Annotated in this window: 17 protein-coding genes; all 17 read right to left on the reverse strand. The window is 47.2% G+C overall.

Going from position 1 to position 16,446, the window contains the following annotated elements:
• Positions 1 to 239, reverse strand: a 239-nt coding sequence (locus tag SD53_RS18855; RefSeq protein ID WP_046519113.1) for a flagellin N-terminal helical domain-containing protein, incomplete at its 3' end; no start/stop codon positions are given.
• A gap of 238 nt (positions 240 to 477) precedes the next feature.
• Entirely contained in the window at positions 478 to 1,308 is an 831-nt protein-coding gene (locus SD53_RS04890) for a flagellin N-terminal helical domain-containing protein (RefSeq protein WP_046519114.1), read from the reverse strand.
• A gap of 247 nt (positions 1,309 to 1,555) precedes the next feature.
• Complete coding sequence (locus SD53_RS04895) at positions 1,556 to 2,386, reverse strand: flagellin N-terminal helical domain-containing protein (RefSeq protein WP_046519115.1); 831 nt, start codon at positions 2,384 to 2,386, stop codon at positions 1,556 to 1,558.
• Positions 2,387 to 2,668: 282 nt separating this feature from the next.
• Positions 2,669 to 4,216, reverse strand: coding sequence for a glycosyltransferase family protein (locus SD53_RS04900; RefSeq protein WP_046519116.1), 1,548 nt, complete (start codon positions 4,214 to 4,216; stop codon positions 2,669 to 2,671).
• A gap of 23 nt (positions 4,217 to 4,239) precedes the next feature.
• Complete coding sequence (gene flgL, locus SD53_RS04905) at positions 4,240 to 5,466, reverse strand: flagellar hook-associated protein FlgL (RefSeq protein WP_046519117.1); 1,227 nt, start codon at positions 5,464 to 5,466, stop codon at positions 4,240 to 4,242.
• A gap of 2 nt (positions 5,467 to 5,468) precedes the next feature.
• The gene (flgK, locus tag SD53_RS04910) at positions 5,469 to 7,496 is read right to left on the reverse strand and encodes a flagellar hook-associated protein FlgK (RefSeq protein ID WP_046519118.1); all 2,028 of its coding nucleotides are present in this window, start codon (positions 7,494 to 7,496) and stop codon (positions 5,469 to 5,471) included.
• A 76-nt stretch (positions 7,497 to 7,572) separates the two neighbouring features.
• Entirely contained in the window at positions 7,573 to 8,580 is a 1,008-nt protein-coding gene (gene flgJ / locus SD53_RS04915; protein WP_046519119.1) for a flagellar assembly peptidoglycan hydrolase FlgJ, read from the reverse strand.
• Positions 8,581 to 9,678 carry a flagellar basal body P-ring protein FlgI gene (locus tag SD53_RS04920; RefSeq protein WP_046519120.1) on the reverse strand — a complete coding sequence of 366 codons (1,098 nt, stop codon included), beginning with the start codon at positions 9,676 to 9,678 and terminating at the stop codon, positions 8,581 to 8,583.
• Between the two features lie 13 nt (positions 9,679 to 9,691).
• Positions 9,692 to 10,372, reverse strand: a complete 681-nt coding sequence (flgH, locus tag SD53_RS04925; protein WP_046519121.1) for a flagellar basal body L-ring protein FlgH — start codon at positions 10,370 to 10,372, stop codon at positions 9,692 to 9,694.
• A 10-nt stretch (positions 10,373 to 10,382) separates the two neighbouring features.
• Positions 10,383 to 11,171: a flagellar basal-body rod protein FlgG gene (gene flgG, locus SD53_RS04930; protein WP_046519122.1), complete on the reverse strand. Its 789-nt coding sequence runs from the start codon at positions 11,169 to 11,171 to the stop codon at positions 10,383 to 10,385.
• Between the two features lie 22 nt (positions 11,172 to 11,193).
• The gene (locus SD53_RS04935; RefSeq protein WP_046519123.1) at positions 11,194 to 11,937 is read right to left on the reverse strand and encodes a flagellar basal body rod protein FlgF; all 744 of its coding nucleotides are present in this window, start codon (positions 11,935 to 11,937) and stop codon (positions 11,194 to 11,196) included.
• A 136-nt stretch (positions 11,938 to 12,073) separates the two neighbouring features.
• The gene (locus SD53_RS04940; RefSeq protein WP_125060825.1) at positions 12,074 to 12,406 is read right to left on the reverse strand and encodes a hypothetical protein; all 333 of its coding nucleotides are present in this window, start codon (positions 12,404 to 12,406) and stop codon (positions 12,074 to 12,076) included.
• 194 nt (positions 12,407 to 12,600) lie between these two features.
• Positions 12,601 to 13,902 carry a flagellar hook protein FlgE gene (flgE, locus tag SD53_RS04945; protein WP_046519125.1) on the reverse strand — a complete coding sequence of 434 codons (1,302 nt, stop codon included), beginning with the start codon at positions 13,900 to 13,902 and terminating at the stop codon, positions 12,601 to 12,603.
• Between the two features lie 20 nt (positions 13,903 to 13,922).
• Complete coding sequence (locus SD53_RS04950; RefSeq protein WP_046519126.1) at positions 13,923 to 14,663, reverse strand: flagellar hook assembly protein FlgD; 741 nt, start codon at positions 14,661 to 14,663, stop codon at positions 13,923 to 13,925.
• 10 nt (positions 14,664 to 14,673) lie between these two features.
• Complete coding sequence (gene flgC / locus SD53_RS04955) at positions 14,674 to 15,090, reverse strand: flagellar basal body rod protein FlgC (RefSeq protein ID WP_046519127.1); 417 nt, start codon at positions 15,088 to 15,090, stop codon at positions 14,674 to 14,676.
• Between the two features lie 49 nt (positions 15,091 to 15,139).
• Positions 15,140 to 15,541 carry a flagellar basal body rod protein FlgB gene (flgB, locus tag SD53_RS04960; protein ID WP_046519128.1) on the reverse strand — a complete coding sequence of 134 codons (402 nt, stop codon included), beginning with the start codon at positions 15,539 to 15,541 and terminating at the stop codon, positions 15,140 to 15,142.
• 62 nt (positions 15,542 to 15,603) lie between these two features.
• On the reverse strand, positions 15,604 to 16,443 hold the full coding sequence (locus SD53_RS04965) for a CheR family methyltransferase (protein WP_206539897.1): 840 nt from the start codon (positions 16,441 to 16,443) through the stop codon (positions 15,604 to 15,606).
• Positions 16,444 to 16,446: the final 3 nt, after the last annotated feature.

Consider the following 16,446-nt stretch of genomic DNA (forward strand, 5'->3'; position numbering starts at 1 on the left):
CTAACTTCTTCACCTAAGTTCACAGTGTAGTTTTTAGCCATAGCAACAGCTGCACCAGCGTCTACCCGACCAAAACCATATAAGTTATTGAAGTTGTAGCCTGCCGCATCGTCAGCAGCGCTGTTGATACGGAAACCTGACGATAAACGTTTAAACGCCGTATCCAATGAAGTGCCAGAAGTAATTAACTGACGTTGTGCATTGATCGCTGATACGTTGGTATTGACATATAATGACATGGTGTCATCCTCCGGTTAGTAAATAAGTAGCCATAAAGCCTTTCCTTTTTTCCTTTGGCAGGAGCTCCTCGCTATAGGTGCGTCAGAGCAGTGCCATAAAGTTGGTCGTACGGTTCAGGCGCCCAATGCCTTCCTGAACCAGTGCTATTCGTTTTATCCCCACCGCCCTTGCTGCCTCTGTCGCATCAACGGGCTTGGGAAGACTCAGTCGCTGAACTTAAAGCTGCTGTTTAGGCTGTTAACCCTGTAACAGTGACAACGCTGACTGTGGTCTCTGATTGGCCTGCGATAAGATGGTGGTACTGGCCTGTTGCAAAATCTGCGATCTGGTCAGTTCCGCTGTCTCTTTCGCGAAATCTGTATCTTTAATCCGGCTACGTGCTGCCGAGATGTTTTCCACTATGTTCGACAAGTTGCGTATCGTGGACTGGAAGCGGTTTTGAATCGCACCCAGGTCGGCTCGCTTGGAGTCGATGACGTTGATTGCACTGTCGATTTGAGCAAGAGCTCTGGATGCGCCAGCCAGGCTACTGATGCTTAAGCCAGCAATCCCCAATCCTGATGAACCAAATCCACCACCGGTCCGGGAGATATTCACACTGATGGTCTGACCCGCATTGGCCCCCACCAGGAAAGTCGATGAATATTTCCCATCAAGTAATTTCACACCACCGAACTGGGTGGTTGTCGCGATACGACTGATTTCAGTCTTTAACGCCGACACTTCTTTTTGCAGTGCCACACGATCGGCCGAACTGTTAATACCGTTCTGCGATTGCACCGCTAAAACCCGGATGCGCTGTAACGCATTGGTAATCTCATCCATGGCCCCTTCTGCCACCTGGGATAACGAAATGCCGTCATTGGCGTTTCTGATGGCCTGATCCAGACCCTGTATCTGGGCGGTCAGGCGGTTGCTGATCTGCAAACCAGCCGCGTCATCTGCTGCACTATTGATGCGAAAACCAGATGAAAGACGCTGAAATGATGTATCCAGGGTTTTACCTGAGTTGATAAGTTGTCTCTGCGCATTCAGCGCCGAAACGTTAGTATTTACAAATAACGCCATATCTTTTCTCCTGAGCGTTTATTGAATTAAAAGCGGATACGTCATTTTATATTTAATCTAATCCACTCAAATACTGTATCGGCTAACAATATTATTTCTTTAGAAATTTATTCCAAATAAAATTAAAACATTCCACTATAGGGAACAAATAAAAAAGGCCATACAGCAACGCCGTATGGCCAAAGAGCATAAAGCTCAGGAGTCGTACAAAAGATCGATTCAATATGTAGTAGTTGTTGCTAAATAATTAACCTTGTAATAAAGACAATGCTGCCTGAGGTCTCTGATTCGCCTGGGACAGAATAGTGGTACTGGCCTGCTGCAAAATCTGAGCGCGCGTTAAATCAGCCGTCTCTTTTGCAAAGTCGGTATCTTTGATCCGACTACGTGCTGCTGAAATGTTTTCAACGATGTTGCTTAAGTTACGGATTGTTGACTGGAAACGGTTTTGAATCGCACCCAAGTCTGCTCTTTTCGAGTCAATCACGTTAATCGCACTATCGATACTGGCTAATGCTCTGGATGCACCAGCTAAGCTACTGATACTTAAGCCTGCAATACCTAAACCTGAAGAGCCGAAACCACCGCCGGTTCTGGATATATTGACACTGATGGTCTGACCGGCGTTAGCACCTACCAGGAAAGTTGATGAATATTTGCCATCCAGTAATTTCACGCCACCAAATTGGGTTGTTACTGCGATACGGCTGATTTCAGCTTTTAATGCTGATACTTCTTTTTGTAGAGCAATACGGTCAGCAGAACTGTTAATACCGTTTTGAGACTGTACCGCCAGTACACGAATACGTTGTAAGGCGTTGGTGATTTCATCCATGGCACCTTCGGCAACCTGAGCTAATGAAATACCATCATTTGCATTTCTTATTGCTTGATCCAGACCATTAATCTGACTGGTTAAGCGGTTACTGATTTGTAAGCCTGCAGCATCATCTGCAGCACTATTGATACGAAAGCCTGATGATAAACGTTGAAACGCTGTATCTAAGCCTTTGCCTGAATTAATAAGTTGCCTTTGGGCATTTAACGCCGAAACGTTAGTATTAACAAATAAAGCCATGATATATCTCCTGAGTTTTTATGTATGCAGAGTAATTATTTTATTGTTCCCTGCTTAATTACTGTATCGGCGTCAGGAGGTTTTTCTTTAGGATTTTCTTTAATTTTATTGAATAAATTCAACAACTAAGATTGTTAGGCGGCGGGTATTTTTGTAGCTAACTATAGTATCGGCATTCAACTTCAAAACTTTAGTCAATCTGGTAATTTTATGGATTTTTAGGCAAAAAAGTTCGGAGCGGAGTAAAAATGGCGTGCATGTTACTCTGCCCCGGTTTCTCTGTTAGTGCTGGAGTTGGTAGATATAACTGTCGTAATCGAGCAGGAGTTGCTGAACTATGGCCGATGAGTCTGTGGCTTTTGCTGCAGTTTCCAGGCAGGTCCAGATATAAGCAGTTTCAAATTCAGAGTCCGTCAGATAACGCTGAATAAACTCCAGTCGCTCCTGATCGGATGAAAACACAAAATCATCCCCTATATACTGGTAGACATCGCCATAGGCTTCAGTCAGTACCGGAATGCCCAGGCTTAAAGCTTCAATCGCAGATGTGCCGCCGCCCTGACGTTTTGGATTTAGCATAAAGTGGCAATGAGCGATCAAATCTATTGCATTGCTGACTCTGCCGCTGAAGTAGCTGCAGGACTGCAGCAATTCAGGAAAACTTTCGATGGCATCAGGCCCAATAATTACAAAGCCAGACTGTGGAAAACGGTTTTTGATAGCAAGCAGAGTGTCGATAAAGTCTGGCCGTATTTCCTGTTCAAGCCGGTAACCGACAATAGCGAATTGAATAACTTTGTCTGTCACTTTGGAGCTTTTGACACAATCAAACTTACGTAGCCTGAAAGGCAAACGACTGGTCAGCACCGGATGACTGATCGCAAGCGACTCGATTCGTTTTTGATCTTTTTCTGTCAAATCACGATGTAATACCGGGACTGCATACAAAGGGGTCACCAGCGAAGTCACGCAGGGCACATTCAGCACGGGGCGGTTTTGAGCGATAAACTCCAGCACCGGATTTAGTCCGCCGACACCGATAATAAAACGTGGGTTGATCTGGTTAATCACATTGACTAAATCCACCAGATGCTCAGCATCATCCATAGGCGTCAGTTGCATAAAATCAAAATGTTGATCCCAGCATTTCACCGCGGAGCCACCATGACCAGGCTGATGTTTACCCGTATCCAGATCAAACAACATATTGTCCTGAAAATACTCATTACGAACCGTGCCAAAAAACAGGGGCGCCGGTAGTGGATAAAGATAATGTGCTGACTTCGCCACGCTGGTACAACAAATGACGACAGGATGTTTTCCCATAGCTTTGAGCGCACTGGCATAATTGAGAACAGTCAGAGTGGGCCCATGCTGGGATGTAACAAACTGATTGGTCAGCAGTATCACAATCTCTTCATTACCCTGGCCTATTAACGGGCTAACATGGCAAAACTCAGCACTTTGCCGGCAAAAATTTTTAATCATGATCTGGTACAAAATGGCATGATCAAAAGCCAAAGACTGACCCACAAAATTAGCCCGCATCAGTTGGCTATACAGCAGATTTTGCTGCAAAAAAGACAAAGTGTTGAAATGACGGATTAACTGCTGGGTATCGACATCTCGCTCGCCAAGCAACAATAACTGCATTGTACGCCACAATAGTAACGGCACAGAGTCCGGCTTGAACCGCTGTAAAAGACTAAGTTTGGTTGTAGTATCCAGAGGTAAAAAATTGCTGGTGTCCCAATGGTGAAATTCATTCACCGGCCAGTCATTCGCTTGCAAATACAGCAGATCAAAACGGACAAGTTCTTGTACAGACATAGAAGGCTTCCTGCCAGAAAACATTAGTTAATATAGTCAAACAAGCTCAAACCAGTGACTCTGCCAAAGGTCGCCTGCACGGCCTGTAATGCAGTTTCCTGCTTCACCAGTTCAGTAATGCCTGTGCTGTAATCCAGTTCAACTACATCAGCTTTGTGAGATTTAGTGGCAATTAAAACATCTTCGTTGCTGCCAAAAATACTCTCTATCACATTCAAGCGTCCGCCTATTGAGGACATGGCTGAATCTACTTTTGCCGAGGCGTTATCAATTTCTACTGTCGCATCCAAAATACGTTCGTTTAACGCATCGCCACTGTCCCCGGCGTTAATACCATTAATTAAGTCCGTTAAAGAATTAAGAATGTTGGTTTTTTCCGGCGGCTGCAGGCTAAAATCCACGGTACCGCCAGGCGCTGCGCCTGTCACATCAATACTCAATCCATTGTAATTAATCGGCTGTCCCGCGGTATAAGTGCCGGTGACAGCAGGAACCTGAGATGCGCCGTTGCGCTGAATCTCATAGTTAGACGGTGCCGAAAAGACCACAGTGTAATCGTTATTGCCAGCCGTTAAGCCGTCGTAGTTTTGCTTATAAAAGTTATCAAATACGCTTTGATTCGCCACTGTGACTTTGGCTGCGGTCACTGGTGCACCTACTGTCGGTGCTGTGGTCTGAAATCTCTTGTCGACGCTGTCAAAAATGTTACGGCCACTGTCATTGGCCGCGATGGAGATAGATAACGAAAGCTGAATAGTTTTTTGCCCTTCGTCACCGTTAAATTCATATTTGCCTGTTGCAGTATTGAAGCTGTAGGGCTGGGTCTGATCCTGAAAACCAGAAAACAAATATCCCCCCAACTCGTCGCGGCGATTCATTAAATCAAACAGCTCATCACGGATATTGCCTAATTGCTCGCCAATCGCTTTACGATCATTTTCATCATAAGTGCCGTTACCCAAAGACAAGGTCAGAACCCGGGCTCTGTCCATCGCATTACGGATACTGTCATGCACTGTCTCCTGCAACTCCAGGCTGTTCCGCGCCGCTGTATTGTTAGTTTGATACTGATTGGTTTGCTGAATATTGGCTTCCAGACCAATAGCACGGGAAGCGCCGGATGGGTCGTCGGCAGCCGTCAAAATCTTGGTCTGGTTATTCAGCATCAGACTGGCTTTTTGTAACTTATCCTGAGTCCCTAAGATCGAATCCAGACTCTGGGCATACTTCATATTAAAAGTGGTACGCATTATTACCTCGCCGCTTGCAACAGCGTGTCAAAAATGGTTTGTGACGTTGACAATATTTTGGCCGCTGCTGCATAGGTTTGCTGAAACCTGACCAGATCAGCCGCTTCCTCATCCAGACTGACGCCAGATAAAGATTCATGCCATGCCGTTGTTTGCTCTAACAGTGATTTAGAAGATGCAGCCGCAACACGGGCCTGACTGGTTTGTGTACCCACAGTGCCTACCAGTTCTGAATAGGCCTGAGTAAAGGTTTGGTATTTATCGGCATTCACTGTAGTTGCCGCATTAATACGCACCATATCTGCATTCTGCAAATTGCCCAGTAACAGACCATTTCTGTTGTCTTCAAAACCACCAGTGTTATAGCTGATACTGAATGTATCGCCCACTTGTGGCACACCTTTAACAGAAAAATCGAATCCGGCGTTGGTAAAATTGACGGATGCCCCCAACAGGTTCTGGTAATCAGCACCGGCAAAGGTCACAGTTTCACTGACGGGCGGAGCCCCCGAGTCTTCGATCCGAAACTCGTTATTGCCCAGATAAGTGATGGAAATAGGCCCATCGGTGAAGTTGGCAGGCTGAGATAATCTGTTGCCGGTCTGACCTACGCTGCTGATGGTCAGTTTATCAATTTCTGCATTGCCCAGATTCGTCAGCGTTTTTTCGCCTTTCAGTGGAGAGGCCAGAGCGATAGCTTCGGGGCGACTGGTCGCCAGACTGATATTTTGCGCTGCAATACTCAAAGGCTTTAAGTCAAACTTATCACCGGCGGCAAAAGCCGGAGCACCGTTGGTTAAGGTAATGCTTAAGCCAAAGAAGTCGTTGCTATCATCAGAGGTTACAGTTACAGGAAAAGTCACACCAGTGCGGCTGATTGCGGTACCGGGGATCACGTTACCGGACGCATCCAGGGCTTCGACCGTAAAGGCATCAGCGGCTGTAAAAGTGATACGCAGATCATTGGCCGGAATATTTTTGCCTTGCCCTGCCGCCACAGAGGCAGTAATAGCACCTGAGCCAGTATTGCCGCTAAAAGGTAAGGCGTTAAAGCTGGGTAATCTGAACAGATCCCCGCCTAAGTTACCGTCTGCATCCATGCCTAACCGATTTTGGCTGTTCATCGCATCGGTAAAAGCCAGCGCCAGTTGTCCCAACTCTCTTTGAGCCGGGTCCAGCACTTTAGTACGAAACTCGAGCGATGCGCCTATTTTCCCGCCTAAATCAGTTTCAGCGACATTAATCACTACATTCTGATTGGTGCCAGCTTTCAGTTGCAGGGTTTTGCGATTGGGGTCCGGCTCCCCTGCTACAGTAAACAAATTAAACTTGCCGTTCTCCAGCACCAAAGACTGACCGCTGCCAAGAAAAACTTGTTTATCCCCATTCTCGGCATCAAGCACATTGATATCCACCAAAGCGGACAATTCTTTAATGGCCTGATCCCTTTTATCGAGCAAATCCAGCGGAGGTGGTTTAGCCGGATTATTGCCGTAGGCCAGAATTTCCTGATTCAGGCGTGCTATCACGCCAATTTGCTCATTAGCATCTGCCGCATCGGTTTCCAGTTGCTGGCTCAAATACTTATTCTGCGCTGTCATCTGAGTAGATAACGTATTGAATTTATTTAATAGCGTCTGAGCGCCTCCCATCACCAACTGACGGGAAGCGGCGTTTGTCGGGTCATTAATAGCGGTTTGTAACTGACTGAAAAAAGACGACATGCCAGTAGAGATGCTGTTGGATTGATCTGACATCAGAGTATCCACCCGGCTCGCTTCAGATAAATATTGATTGGCATAACTGACGGAGGAGGTGTCGCGCCACATTTGTTTCAGCGCAAAATCGTTCACCAGACGTTCTGTCGTGCCGCGTCCAACCCCCAGGCCAAGTATATTCGATTCAAACTCAGTCCGCTGCCTGGTGTAACCTGGTGTATTGAGGTTAGCGATGTTATTACTTGTGGTTGAAAGCAAGGCTGTACTTGCCAGTATGGCCGAGGTTCCAATCCGAAGTAAATTATCCGACATCTACATCTCCAGTGATGCGTCATGCATCTTCGCTTCGTGGATCGGCAAAGCCGGCTCCACCTTCAACTTTTCGTCTCTACTCTGTATTGCTAAGCAGGTTTCGTGCCTGTTTGAACGTTTCACTGTTAAATACAGCCAAAATTTTCTGAGCGTAGTTTGGATCTGTGGCATAGCCTGCGGCCTGTAGTTGCTGAAAATAGGCTTTGGGGTTGTCTGCCATCGCCACGGCCTGCTGATAACGAGGGTTCGATTTAATAAAATCGACATAATCGCCCAAACTATGCTCGGGCGACTCGTAGGCTCGGAACTTGGCTTTTTCTTTTTGTGCCACGCCCTGACGATACTCCAGCGTATCCACCACAGCCACATCGCCCTGCCAGCTATTGTGTGCCTTAATGCCAAAAAAATTAAAGCTGTTATTGCCTTCCGCCGTTTTGAAGGTACGCTGCCCCCAGCCCGTCTCAAGCGCAGCCTGAGCTAATAAGGCTAAGGGTTCTAACCCCAATTTCTGCGCAGCTTGTTTGGCTGCTGGCAGCAGTTTGTGGATAAATTCGCCCGGACTTTCAAAAGTCCAGTCTTCATTTTTCGGCTCGGACTCAGAAGCCAAAGTTTCAGTCACCACCTCTGGCACATCCGTCACAACAGGTGCTGTAACGTCATCCGATTTTTTAGCTGGCGCAACTGGCTGAGTCTCTATGCCCAGACCCGCTTTTTTATCCGGTGCAGGTGCCGCTTCAGTAGGCACTTTGAGCAGAGATGCAGCCGTGGTTTTGCCTTTTGTCGGTTTGAGTTGTTGTACCAACAAATCAGCCAGCCCTAAACTACCTTTTTCTGACAGTTCAGTGGACAGCTGCTTGTCGTACATATCCTTATAAAACTTTGTTGCATTGCTATTGAGAACGCCGTCATCTTCGAATACCTCATTGGCTTTGCGCATGCTGCTGAGCAACATCCCCATAAAAATAGATTCGAATTGCTTAGCCGCTTGTTTCAGCGCCGCATCATCATCACCGCCTGAGCTGTGTTTGAGCTGGGCCAGGCTTGTTAAGTCATGATAATTGACCTTGTTCTCAACTTTGCTCATTTAGATCACCACAAGCTCGCCATGAATAGCACCCGCTTCTTTTAAGGCTTCTAAAATGGCCATCAAATCTCCGGGCGCTGCGCCAACGGCATTGATAGTACTGACTAAATCATCCAATGTGGTGCCGGGATCAAACTTAAACATGCGGGATTGATCAGGCCGCACATCGATAATACTGTTTTGCTCCACTGCAGTCTCACCACCCGCCAAAACGTTAGGCTGCACTACCGTTGGATTCTCTGCAATAGTCACAGTCAACCCACCATGAGTCACAGCCGCAGGAAACAGTCGCACATCTTTTCCTATCACTATAGTGCCTGTTCTGGAGTTGATAATAATTTTAGCGGACTGACTGGCCGGCTCCAGAGTTAAATTTTCCAGCGTCGATAAATACGACACGCGCTGGTCAATATCCCGGGGGGCCCGTACCTGAACCGACGAAGCGTCCAACGACTGTGCAGTGCCGGGACCAATAAAATTGTTGATGGTTTCAGCCAAAGTTTTGGCGGTAGTAAAATCTGCGCTGTTTAAATTGAAAATGATAAAGTCACCATCAGCAAAAGGAGAAGGCACTTCCCGCTCGACTGTCGCACCATTGGGAATACGACCCACAGTAGGGGTGTTCACCAGAATTCGCGAACCATCCGCACCTTCAGCACCTAAGCCACTGACAATCAACGAGCCTTGCGCAACGGCATACACATTGCCGTCCAAACCTTTGAGGAAAGTTTGTAACAAGGTGCCGCCACGTAAGCCTTTTGCACTGCCCACAGACGACACGGTAATATCAATAGTCTGGCCAGGTTTACTAAACGCAGGTAACTCCGCATGCACAGCCACAGCCGCCACGTTTTTAATCTGCGATTTCATCCCCGCCGGCATATTGATACCAAAATTGTTCAGCATGGTTCTGAAGCTTTGTTCAGTAAAAGGACTTTGCTCACCCGTGCCAGGTAACCCGACCACCAAACCATAGCCGACCAATTGGTTACTGCGAACCCCCTGTACACTGGTTAAATCTTTGATCCGGGCCGCAGAAGCCGGGAAACACAAAGCGCCAGACAGCAGAAGGATAAAAAGGCTTTGGAGAAGTTTCATCATGTCACCTGTATTAAAATGGCCATAACACGCCATTGAAGAATCGGGTTAACCAGCCAGGGCCCTGTCCACCATGAGTCGCCCCTGTACCGCTGTATTCAATGCGGGCGTTGGCAATTTTGGTCGACTCCACTGTATTTCTTGCATCAATGTCTTCAGAGCGAATGACGCCTGTTAAACGGATAAATTCTTTGCCGGTATTCAGGGTTAACCATTTTTCGCCCCGGATCACCAGATTGCCGTTCGCCATCACGCGCAACACATTGACCGATATATCGCCGACTAAACTATTGCTCTGATCCGCTTTGGAGTCGCCTTTAAAGTCCGACGTAGAATTGGCACCAAATTGCAGCGTATTACCAAGCACACTGACATCACGGCCAGCTAAACCCACCATAGGGTCGAAACTGGCAGAGCTGTCTTTGCCGAACTCAGTTTTAGCCGTTTTGGATGCCTGAGTATTCTCTTTTAACACCACGGTAATGATGTCACCCGGACGACGGGCTTTGTTATCCGAATACAAACCGTTTGACAAGCCCTGCGCAAATAACGAACCATTGTTAGACAGCGGCACAGCCTGTGGCTCAGGCGGTAAAGGTGCAAAGTTCGGATCATCTGGCATAGGCTCATTGAAGCCGCCAGCGCAGCCGACGCAAAGTTGCAGTGTCAGTACCAGCAGAATTAACTTGTTCATCCACTTACTCCTACAACTGCTGAATCGCAGTACCCAGCATCTGATCCACAGTGGAGATGACTTTAGAGTTCATTTCATACACGCGCTGACTTTCAATCAGGCTGACCAGCTCTTCGGTGACATTGACGTTTGAAGTTTCCAATGCGCCTTGAACCAAAATACCCCGGCCTTCCAGACCCGGAATACCCTGCACTGGATCACCACTGGCCGCGGTTGCGGTGAATAAGTTCTGACCCACTGGCTCTAAACCAGCCGGATTCACAAAGTTAGTCACGGTTAACTGCCCAAGAACCGCCTGATCTACCTGGCCAGGTAAACGCACTGACACCTCGCCATCCTGAGAGATAGTGATGCTTTGCGCATCCTCGGGGATCACTATGTTGGGCTGAATTTGGTAACCAGCCCCTGAAGTCACCAGGTTGCCTTCGCTGTCTGTGGTAAATTGACCATTACGACTGTAGGAAATAGTACCGTCCGGCATCAGCACTTCAAAGAAACCATGGCCCTGGATCATCACATCCAGACTGCCTTCTGTGGTGATCATATTGCCCTGGGTAAAGCTTTTCTGAGTCGCCACCACTTTGGTACCAGCGCCTAACATCAAACCGTTGGGCAACTCTGAATTCTGTGAAGAACGACCACCGGGCTGATTAATGTTTTGATACAACAAGTCTTCAAATATCGCCCGACTTTTCTTAAAGCCTACCGTACTGGCGTTGGCCAGGTTATTTGAAATCACCGAAATATCACGCTGTTTCGCGTCCAAACCGGTTTTACTGATCCATAAAGCTGGATGCATGCTAACCTCCCAGGCTTAAGCCTTAGACTACTCTCATAATTTGGTTGTGTTGCCGATCAATCTCTTCGGCGGTTTTCATCATTTTGACCTGAACTTCAAACTGACGCTGTAAACTGATCATCTGGGTCATCTCCCCCACCGCATTGACATTACTGCCTTCCACGGCACCACTGAGCACTCTGACCGTTGCATCTAATTCTGCGACTTCACCATCTTTACGACGGAATAAACCGTCTGTGCCTTTTTCTATATCCTGAAATTCAGGTTTGACCAGCTTCAGCCGGCCAACTGGCTGCATCACATTGGCGGGCGCGCCCTGAGGCCGGATACTAATGGTACCGTCACCACCAATTTCCATTTTTGCTATAGGCAAAGGCAGTTGAATGGGTCCCTCTTCCCCTATCACATTCAAGCCTGAGGCGGTTTGTAAAACGCCCGTCGGACTTAGCTGCAAATTACCCGCTCTGGTGTAGGCCTCATTGCCTTCGGCATCCTGGACTGATAACCAGCCTTTACCTTGTACTGCAACGTCCAGCTCACGCTCTGTAATAATTACGGAGCCATCGTCAAAATTTTGACCTGGGCGTTCAGTCAATGAAAACACCCGGGTAGGCAGCCCCTCACCAAAAGCCTGCATAGCACGCGCCTGCTCTAAATCAGCTTTAAAGCCCGTCGTAGCGCTATTTGCAAGGTTATTCGCTTTGATGCTGATGCCATGCATGTTTTCTTTGGCACCGCTCATGGCGATATAGAGTAAATGGTCCATAGTCCGGCCTCCACTTCAGATAAGTTAAGTAAAGCAAGACTAATGCCAATAAGTGTTAAGCAATCAACAAGGGGAATAATACCGGAGCTATCTGGTTGTATTTAAACGAGAAAACTGATTGCCACTTCGCCGATGCTCAGCGTGTGGCTGAAACAAATTTGAATCTGTTGATCACAGAAAATGACGTGGTTGCCGCGGTGAAGTTATTGTTCGATACCTCGATCCGGGCTTCAAATTGAGTCGCAGCAGGTGCTGGCAACTTCACCTGATAACTCTGGCGCTCACCACAGTTGTAACTCCCCAGCCGAGCCCCTGCAGATGTGTAGAGAGACAACTGGCAATCGATCGCCAGGGCTTTCACCGGATTAAAACCCACCATCACCAAATGGTCCACATGCGCTGGTTTATTGATAGTAAAAATGCGGCTCTGCGCTGCGCCGGCTTTGAGCAAAAAATCAGTTGTGATCAAAAGCTCCTGCTCTGCAGCAAAGCTATGAAATGCAGCAAAAAGAGCGAACAAAGTCGTTGTTTTCAACTTCGAATACAGCAGCATATTCCACCATCAGAGCAGCTTGGCAGCGCTTAGTTGTTGCAAAGCAGCGATAAATTCTGACCAATAAAAAAGCCCAAAGCAGACCTACTTTGGGCCTTAGCCAGCAGCTATTATCGGATCTGCAGTACAGTGTTTTGTAAGGTACTGTTCACTTCAAGCGCCCTGGAGTTGGCCTGGAAGTTACGCTGGGCCGCGATTAAATCCACCAGCTCGTTGGTCAGATTGACGTTGGAACTTTCCAGTGCCGATGAGTTTATCGCACCAAAAGTACCGGAGTTCGCTTCACCCGCCAAAGCCTCACCCGACATCAAACTTTGACGCCATGAGGTGTTGCCAGACTGAGTTAAACCTTGTGGATTGGCAAATTTCACCATAGCAACCTGAGCCAAATAGGTTTGGTCGCCGTTGGAGTAGGACGCCATTACTTTACCTGAAGCATCAATATCCACACTGGTTAACCGGCCAACTGTAGTACCGTCACCGTCTAAACTACCTAACTCGAACTTAGAGGAGTACTGAGTTGGATTTTTTGTGCCCGCAGGATCGGTAAAGTTAATGGAAACGTCCGTGGTAAACTGCGCGCCGTTGGCCAGTAAACCATCCAGGGTAGCCTTTGGCATCACCAATGAAGGCATAGGAGTGGTCGTAGGATTACCGTTTAAGTCGAAATCCAGTACAGGCGTAGCGGCAGGCAACGTAAAAGGTGTGCCGGTATTGTCATCCAGCACGGCATACACTTCCCAGTCGTTATCGGTGACAGGGTCGGTTCGGCGGAAGTAGATAGATAAAATATGTGGCTCACCCAGACTGTCATAGATAGTGGTCGATGTCTGGTTGTTATAAGTGGCTGAGTTGGTTGCATCAAAAGCCGGTAAAGGGATTGCCTTAGGTTGTTGCCGCGAGTCCAGGTTCATGGTCAGAAACACGTTTTGTGTGGCTCTTGGTGCACCTGCTGTATTAGGAATTTGGATTGGCGACGTTGTACTTAAACTGACAGAGGTGGTTTCACCTGTGGCCGGGTTGACCGGGAAACCTTGTAAAAAACCGCCGTTGTTATCGGAGATAAAGTTATTTTTATCTAACTTAAAAGCCCCAGCTCTGGTGTAGGAATAATCACGGTTACCGATCTCCGGCGCGACAGCGAAGAAGCCATCCCCAGTAATAGCCAGATCCAGCGAGTTATTAGTAAATTTTAACGAGCCCTGAGAAAACTGCTGTGCCACTTTAGAGGTGGTGACACCATCCCCTACTTTGGTTTTATTTGAACTGAACACCGAAGCTGCATACACATCCGCAAATTCAGCACGGGATTCTTTAAAGCCCGTGGTATTGACGTTAGCAATGTTATTTGCCGTAGTATCAATATCTTTTTGAGCCGCAGCCAGGCCGCTTAACGCTATATTAAAACTCATAGATCACCTCAATTCGTTAATTAGGTCGCAATTTCTTCAATATCAGACAGTTTTTTCTGGCCTTGGCCATACACATTCAATAACAGACCCTGCGTAGTGCCGTTGCCTAACGTAATACTGGTCACCGGGGCATAGACAGACGTGACTATGGCTTCGTTTTTGCCTGCGATGGAGCCTTCAACAGCGATGGTGTAAACACCTTTAGGAGCAATTTCCATCACTGGTTTGCCATCTTTATCTACTTTTGGAGTGCCATCTTCATTCAATGCCTGCGTATCCGTGGTGCCATCCCAAGGCAATTGCAAACGACCTGCGTCGGCTTTGTCTATGGTGACAGAGCGCACCACAACACCGTCCGCGTTTTTAATCTGCACTTTGACATTGGTCGCATCATCAGGGAAATTTGCACTGGCAACGACAGCGTTTTCACCGTCAAATACCATATCATCCGACTTCACTAACACATACTGCCCTACCAGCGAAGAAGCCTGCAGTGCCTGACTGGAATTCATGGTGGTGGCAAAGTCTTTAAAGTTGTTGTTCAGCGAAGAAATACCGTCCGCCATAGTAAAATTGGTCATCTGAGCAATCATTTGATCATTCTCGACCGGTTTAGTCGGGTCCTGATATGCCAACTGCTGAGTTAACAGCGCAAAAAAATCAGATTGAGTTAAAGCGCCGTTGTTGTTTTCTGCTGTAGTGGGTTTATCTCCCCAATACATGCCATCCAGCGGGTTGGTTGTAGTATCTACCTTACTCATCACCTACTCCTTAGCGTTGGCCTAACATCAATGTACGGCTGACCATTTGCTTCGCCGCATCAGCTACTTGCACATTAGTCTCGTAAGAGCGTGAGGCGGAAATCATGTTAGCCATCTCTTCCATGATGTTGACATTAGGCTTGTAGATGTAGCCTTTTTCGTCCGACAAAGGATGGTGAGGCGCATACTCAACATTCAGCGGAGCATCCGATTCAACAATACCTAACACCTGAACCTTGGCGCCTTCCTGTCCCTGCTGGGCTTGTTCCAGCGCTGTGGCAAACACTGGGTGACGGGCCCGGTAGGTTTGATCAATGCTGCTGCTGACACTGTTGGCATTCGCCATATTGCTTGCTGTTGTGTTCAACCGCACTTGTTGCGCTGACATACCACTGCCAGCAATATCAAAAACGTTATAAAGACTCATGAATGACATGCTCCATTACTGGCGATATCAAAAAAGCTAGGCTGGCTCATTATTGAGTACCTCCGCCAATGGCTTTTTTCAGGCCGCTTATACGACTGTTCAGAAAGTTCAGCGTGGTTTGATACTCCATGCTGTTGCGGGTAAAAGCATTCCGCTCTTCATGGATATCCACGGTGTTGCCATCCCCTGTATCAGGTTGATTAGGAATACGATATTGAGAATCAGCATGGCGGGCTGTCGAAATTTCAAAATGCTTAGGGTCAGTCCGGCCAAGCGAGCCGGACTGACGCGACTGAGCACCCGCTAATGCGGTTTGAAAATCCATGTCTTTGGCCTTGTAGCCTGGAGTATCGGCATTTGCGATATTTTCGGCCAGAACCTGAGAGCGTTTATCACGGATCAGTAGTGCATCTGGATGCAGCCCAAATGCTTTTTCAAAGCTGATTGCCATTGTTGCCATCCTGTTGTTCAGAGATGACAAATACTAAGCAAAACTCAGGCCAGAATTTTAAGTCAGACTTTTTTGCGGTAGACAATACCTGGGTTACAACGCAACATATCAAAGTCGTTGTTCAGGCTGGAGAGAGACTCTGAAGCACCAAGAAACAAGTAACCACGCGGGTTCAAGGCTTGTGCGAACTGTTTAATGATCTTCATTTTCACTTCAGGAGAAAAGTAAATCAGTACATTGCGACAGAAAATAATATCGAACTTACCCAACAAGGTATAACTATCGAGCAGGTTTAAATGACGGAAAGAAACATTTTTACGCACGGCATCTTTTAGCCGCATCATGCCGTTTCCGGAATCGTCAAAAAATTTACTCCGCCGCTCAGGCGACAAACCACGTGATAAGGCTAAACCGTCATATTCAGCACGCTGGCAATGTTCTAGCATTGCATTGGATATATCCGTACCCAAAATTTGTAATCCCAAAGGAAAAGCAGAAGGCCGGCTTTGCTGGTATTCCAGTCCGGTCATAGCGATTGAATAAGGTTCCTGGCCGGAAGAGCTTGCCGCTGACCAAATCTTGACGGTTTTATGGTCTTTTTCAAACTCAGGCAATATTTGTTTCTTTAACAGCTCGTAAGGATAATTGTCGCGAAACCACAGTGTTTCGTTGGTGGTCATAGCGTCAATTACAGCGGAACGCAATTGCCGCTCAAAGGGGCTTAAGGTTTTGTTGAGTAATTCAGACAGTGAAGACAGGCCAAACCGCTGCATCAAAGGCGCCAGACGACTTTTGACCAGATATTGTTTGTTGTCACCCAGCACAATACCACACTGTTGTTCGAGAAAATCCCGAAACAGTCGATACTCACTTTCCTGCAGCTCTTTGTTTGCCACTAACATAAA

Origin of the sequence: Rheinheimera mesophila (assembly GCF_000986865.1) — a bacterium.
Classification (GTDB): Bacteria; Pseudomonadota; Gammaproteobacteria; order Enterobacterales; family Alteromonadaceae; genus Pararheinheimera; species Pararheinheimera mesophila.

Coding starts and splice junctions, on each gene's coding strand:
- SD53_RS04890 (WP_046519114.1), bottom strand. CDS start 1,308: ATGGCGTTATTTGTAAATACTAACGTTTCGGCGCTGAATGCGCAGAGA.
- SD53_RS04900 (WP_046519116.1), bottom strand. CDS start 4,216: ATGTCTGTACAAGAACTTGTCCGTTTTGATCTGCTGTATTTGCAAGCG.
- flgE (WP_046519125.1), bottom strand. CDS start 13,902: ATGAGTTTTAATATAGCGTTAAGCGGCCTGGCTGCGGCTCAAAAAGAT.
- SD53_RS04920 (WP_046519120.1), bottom strand. CDS start 9,678: ATGAAACTTCTCCAAAGCCTTTTTATCCTTCTGCTGTCTGGCGCTTTG.
- flgG (WP_046519122.1), bottom strand. CDS start 11,171: ATGCATCCAGCTTTATGGATCAGTAAAACCGGTTTGGACGCGAAACAG.
- SD53_RS04950 (WP_046519126.1), bottom strand. CDS start 14,663: ATGAGTAAGGTAGATACTACAACCAACCCGCTGGATGGCATGTATTGG.
- SD53_RS04935 (WP_046519123.1), bottom strand. CDS start 11,937: ATGGACCATTTACTCTATATCGCCATGAGCGGTGCCAAAGAAAACATG.
- flgC (WP_046519127.1), bottom strand. CDS start 15,090: ATGAGTCTTTATAACGTTTTTGATATTGCTGGCAGTGGTATGTCAGCG.
- flgK (WP_046519118.1), bottom strand. CDS start 7,496: ATGTCGGATAATTTACTTCGGATTGGAACCTCGGCCATACTGGCAAGT.
- flgJ (WP_046519119.1), bottom strand. CDS start 8,580: ATGAGCAAAGTTGAGAACAAGGTCAATTATCATGACTTAACAAGCCTG.
- flgH (WP_046519121.1), bottom strand. CDS start 10,372: ATGAACAAGTTAATTCTGCTGGTACTGACACTGCAACTTTGCGTCGGC.
- flgB (WP_046519128.1), bottom strand. CDS start 15,541: ATGGCAATCAGCTTTGAAAAAGCATTTGGGCTGCATCCAGATGCACTA.
- SD53_RS04895 (WP_046519115.1), bottom strand. CDS start 2,386: ATGGCTTTATTTGTTAATACTAACGTTTCGGCGTTAAATGCCCAAAGG.
- flgL (WP_046519117.1), bottom strand. CDS start 5,466: ATGCGTACCACTTTTAATATGAAGTATGCCCAGAGTCTGGATTCGATC.
- SD53_RS04965 (WP_206539897.1), bottom strand. CDS start 16,443: ATGTTAGTGGCAAACAAAGAGCTGCAGGAAAGTGAGTATCGACTGTTT.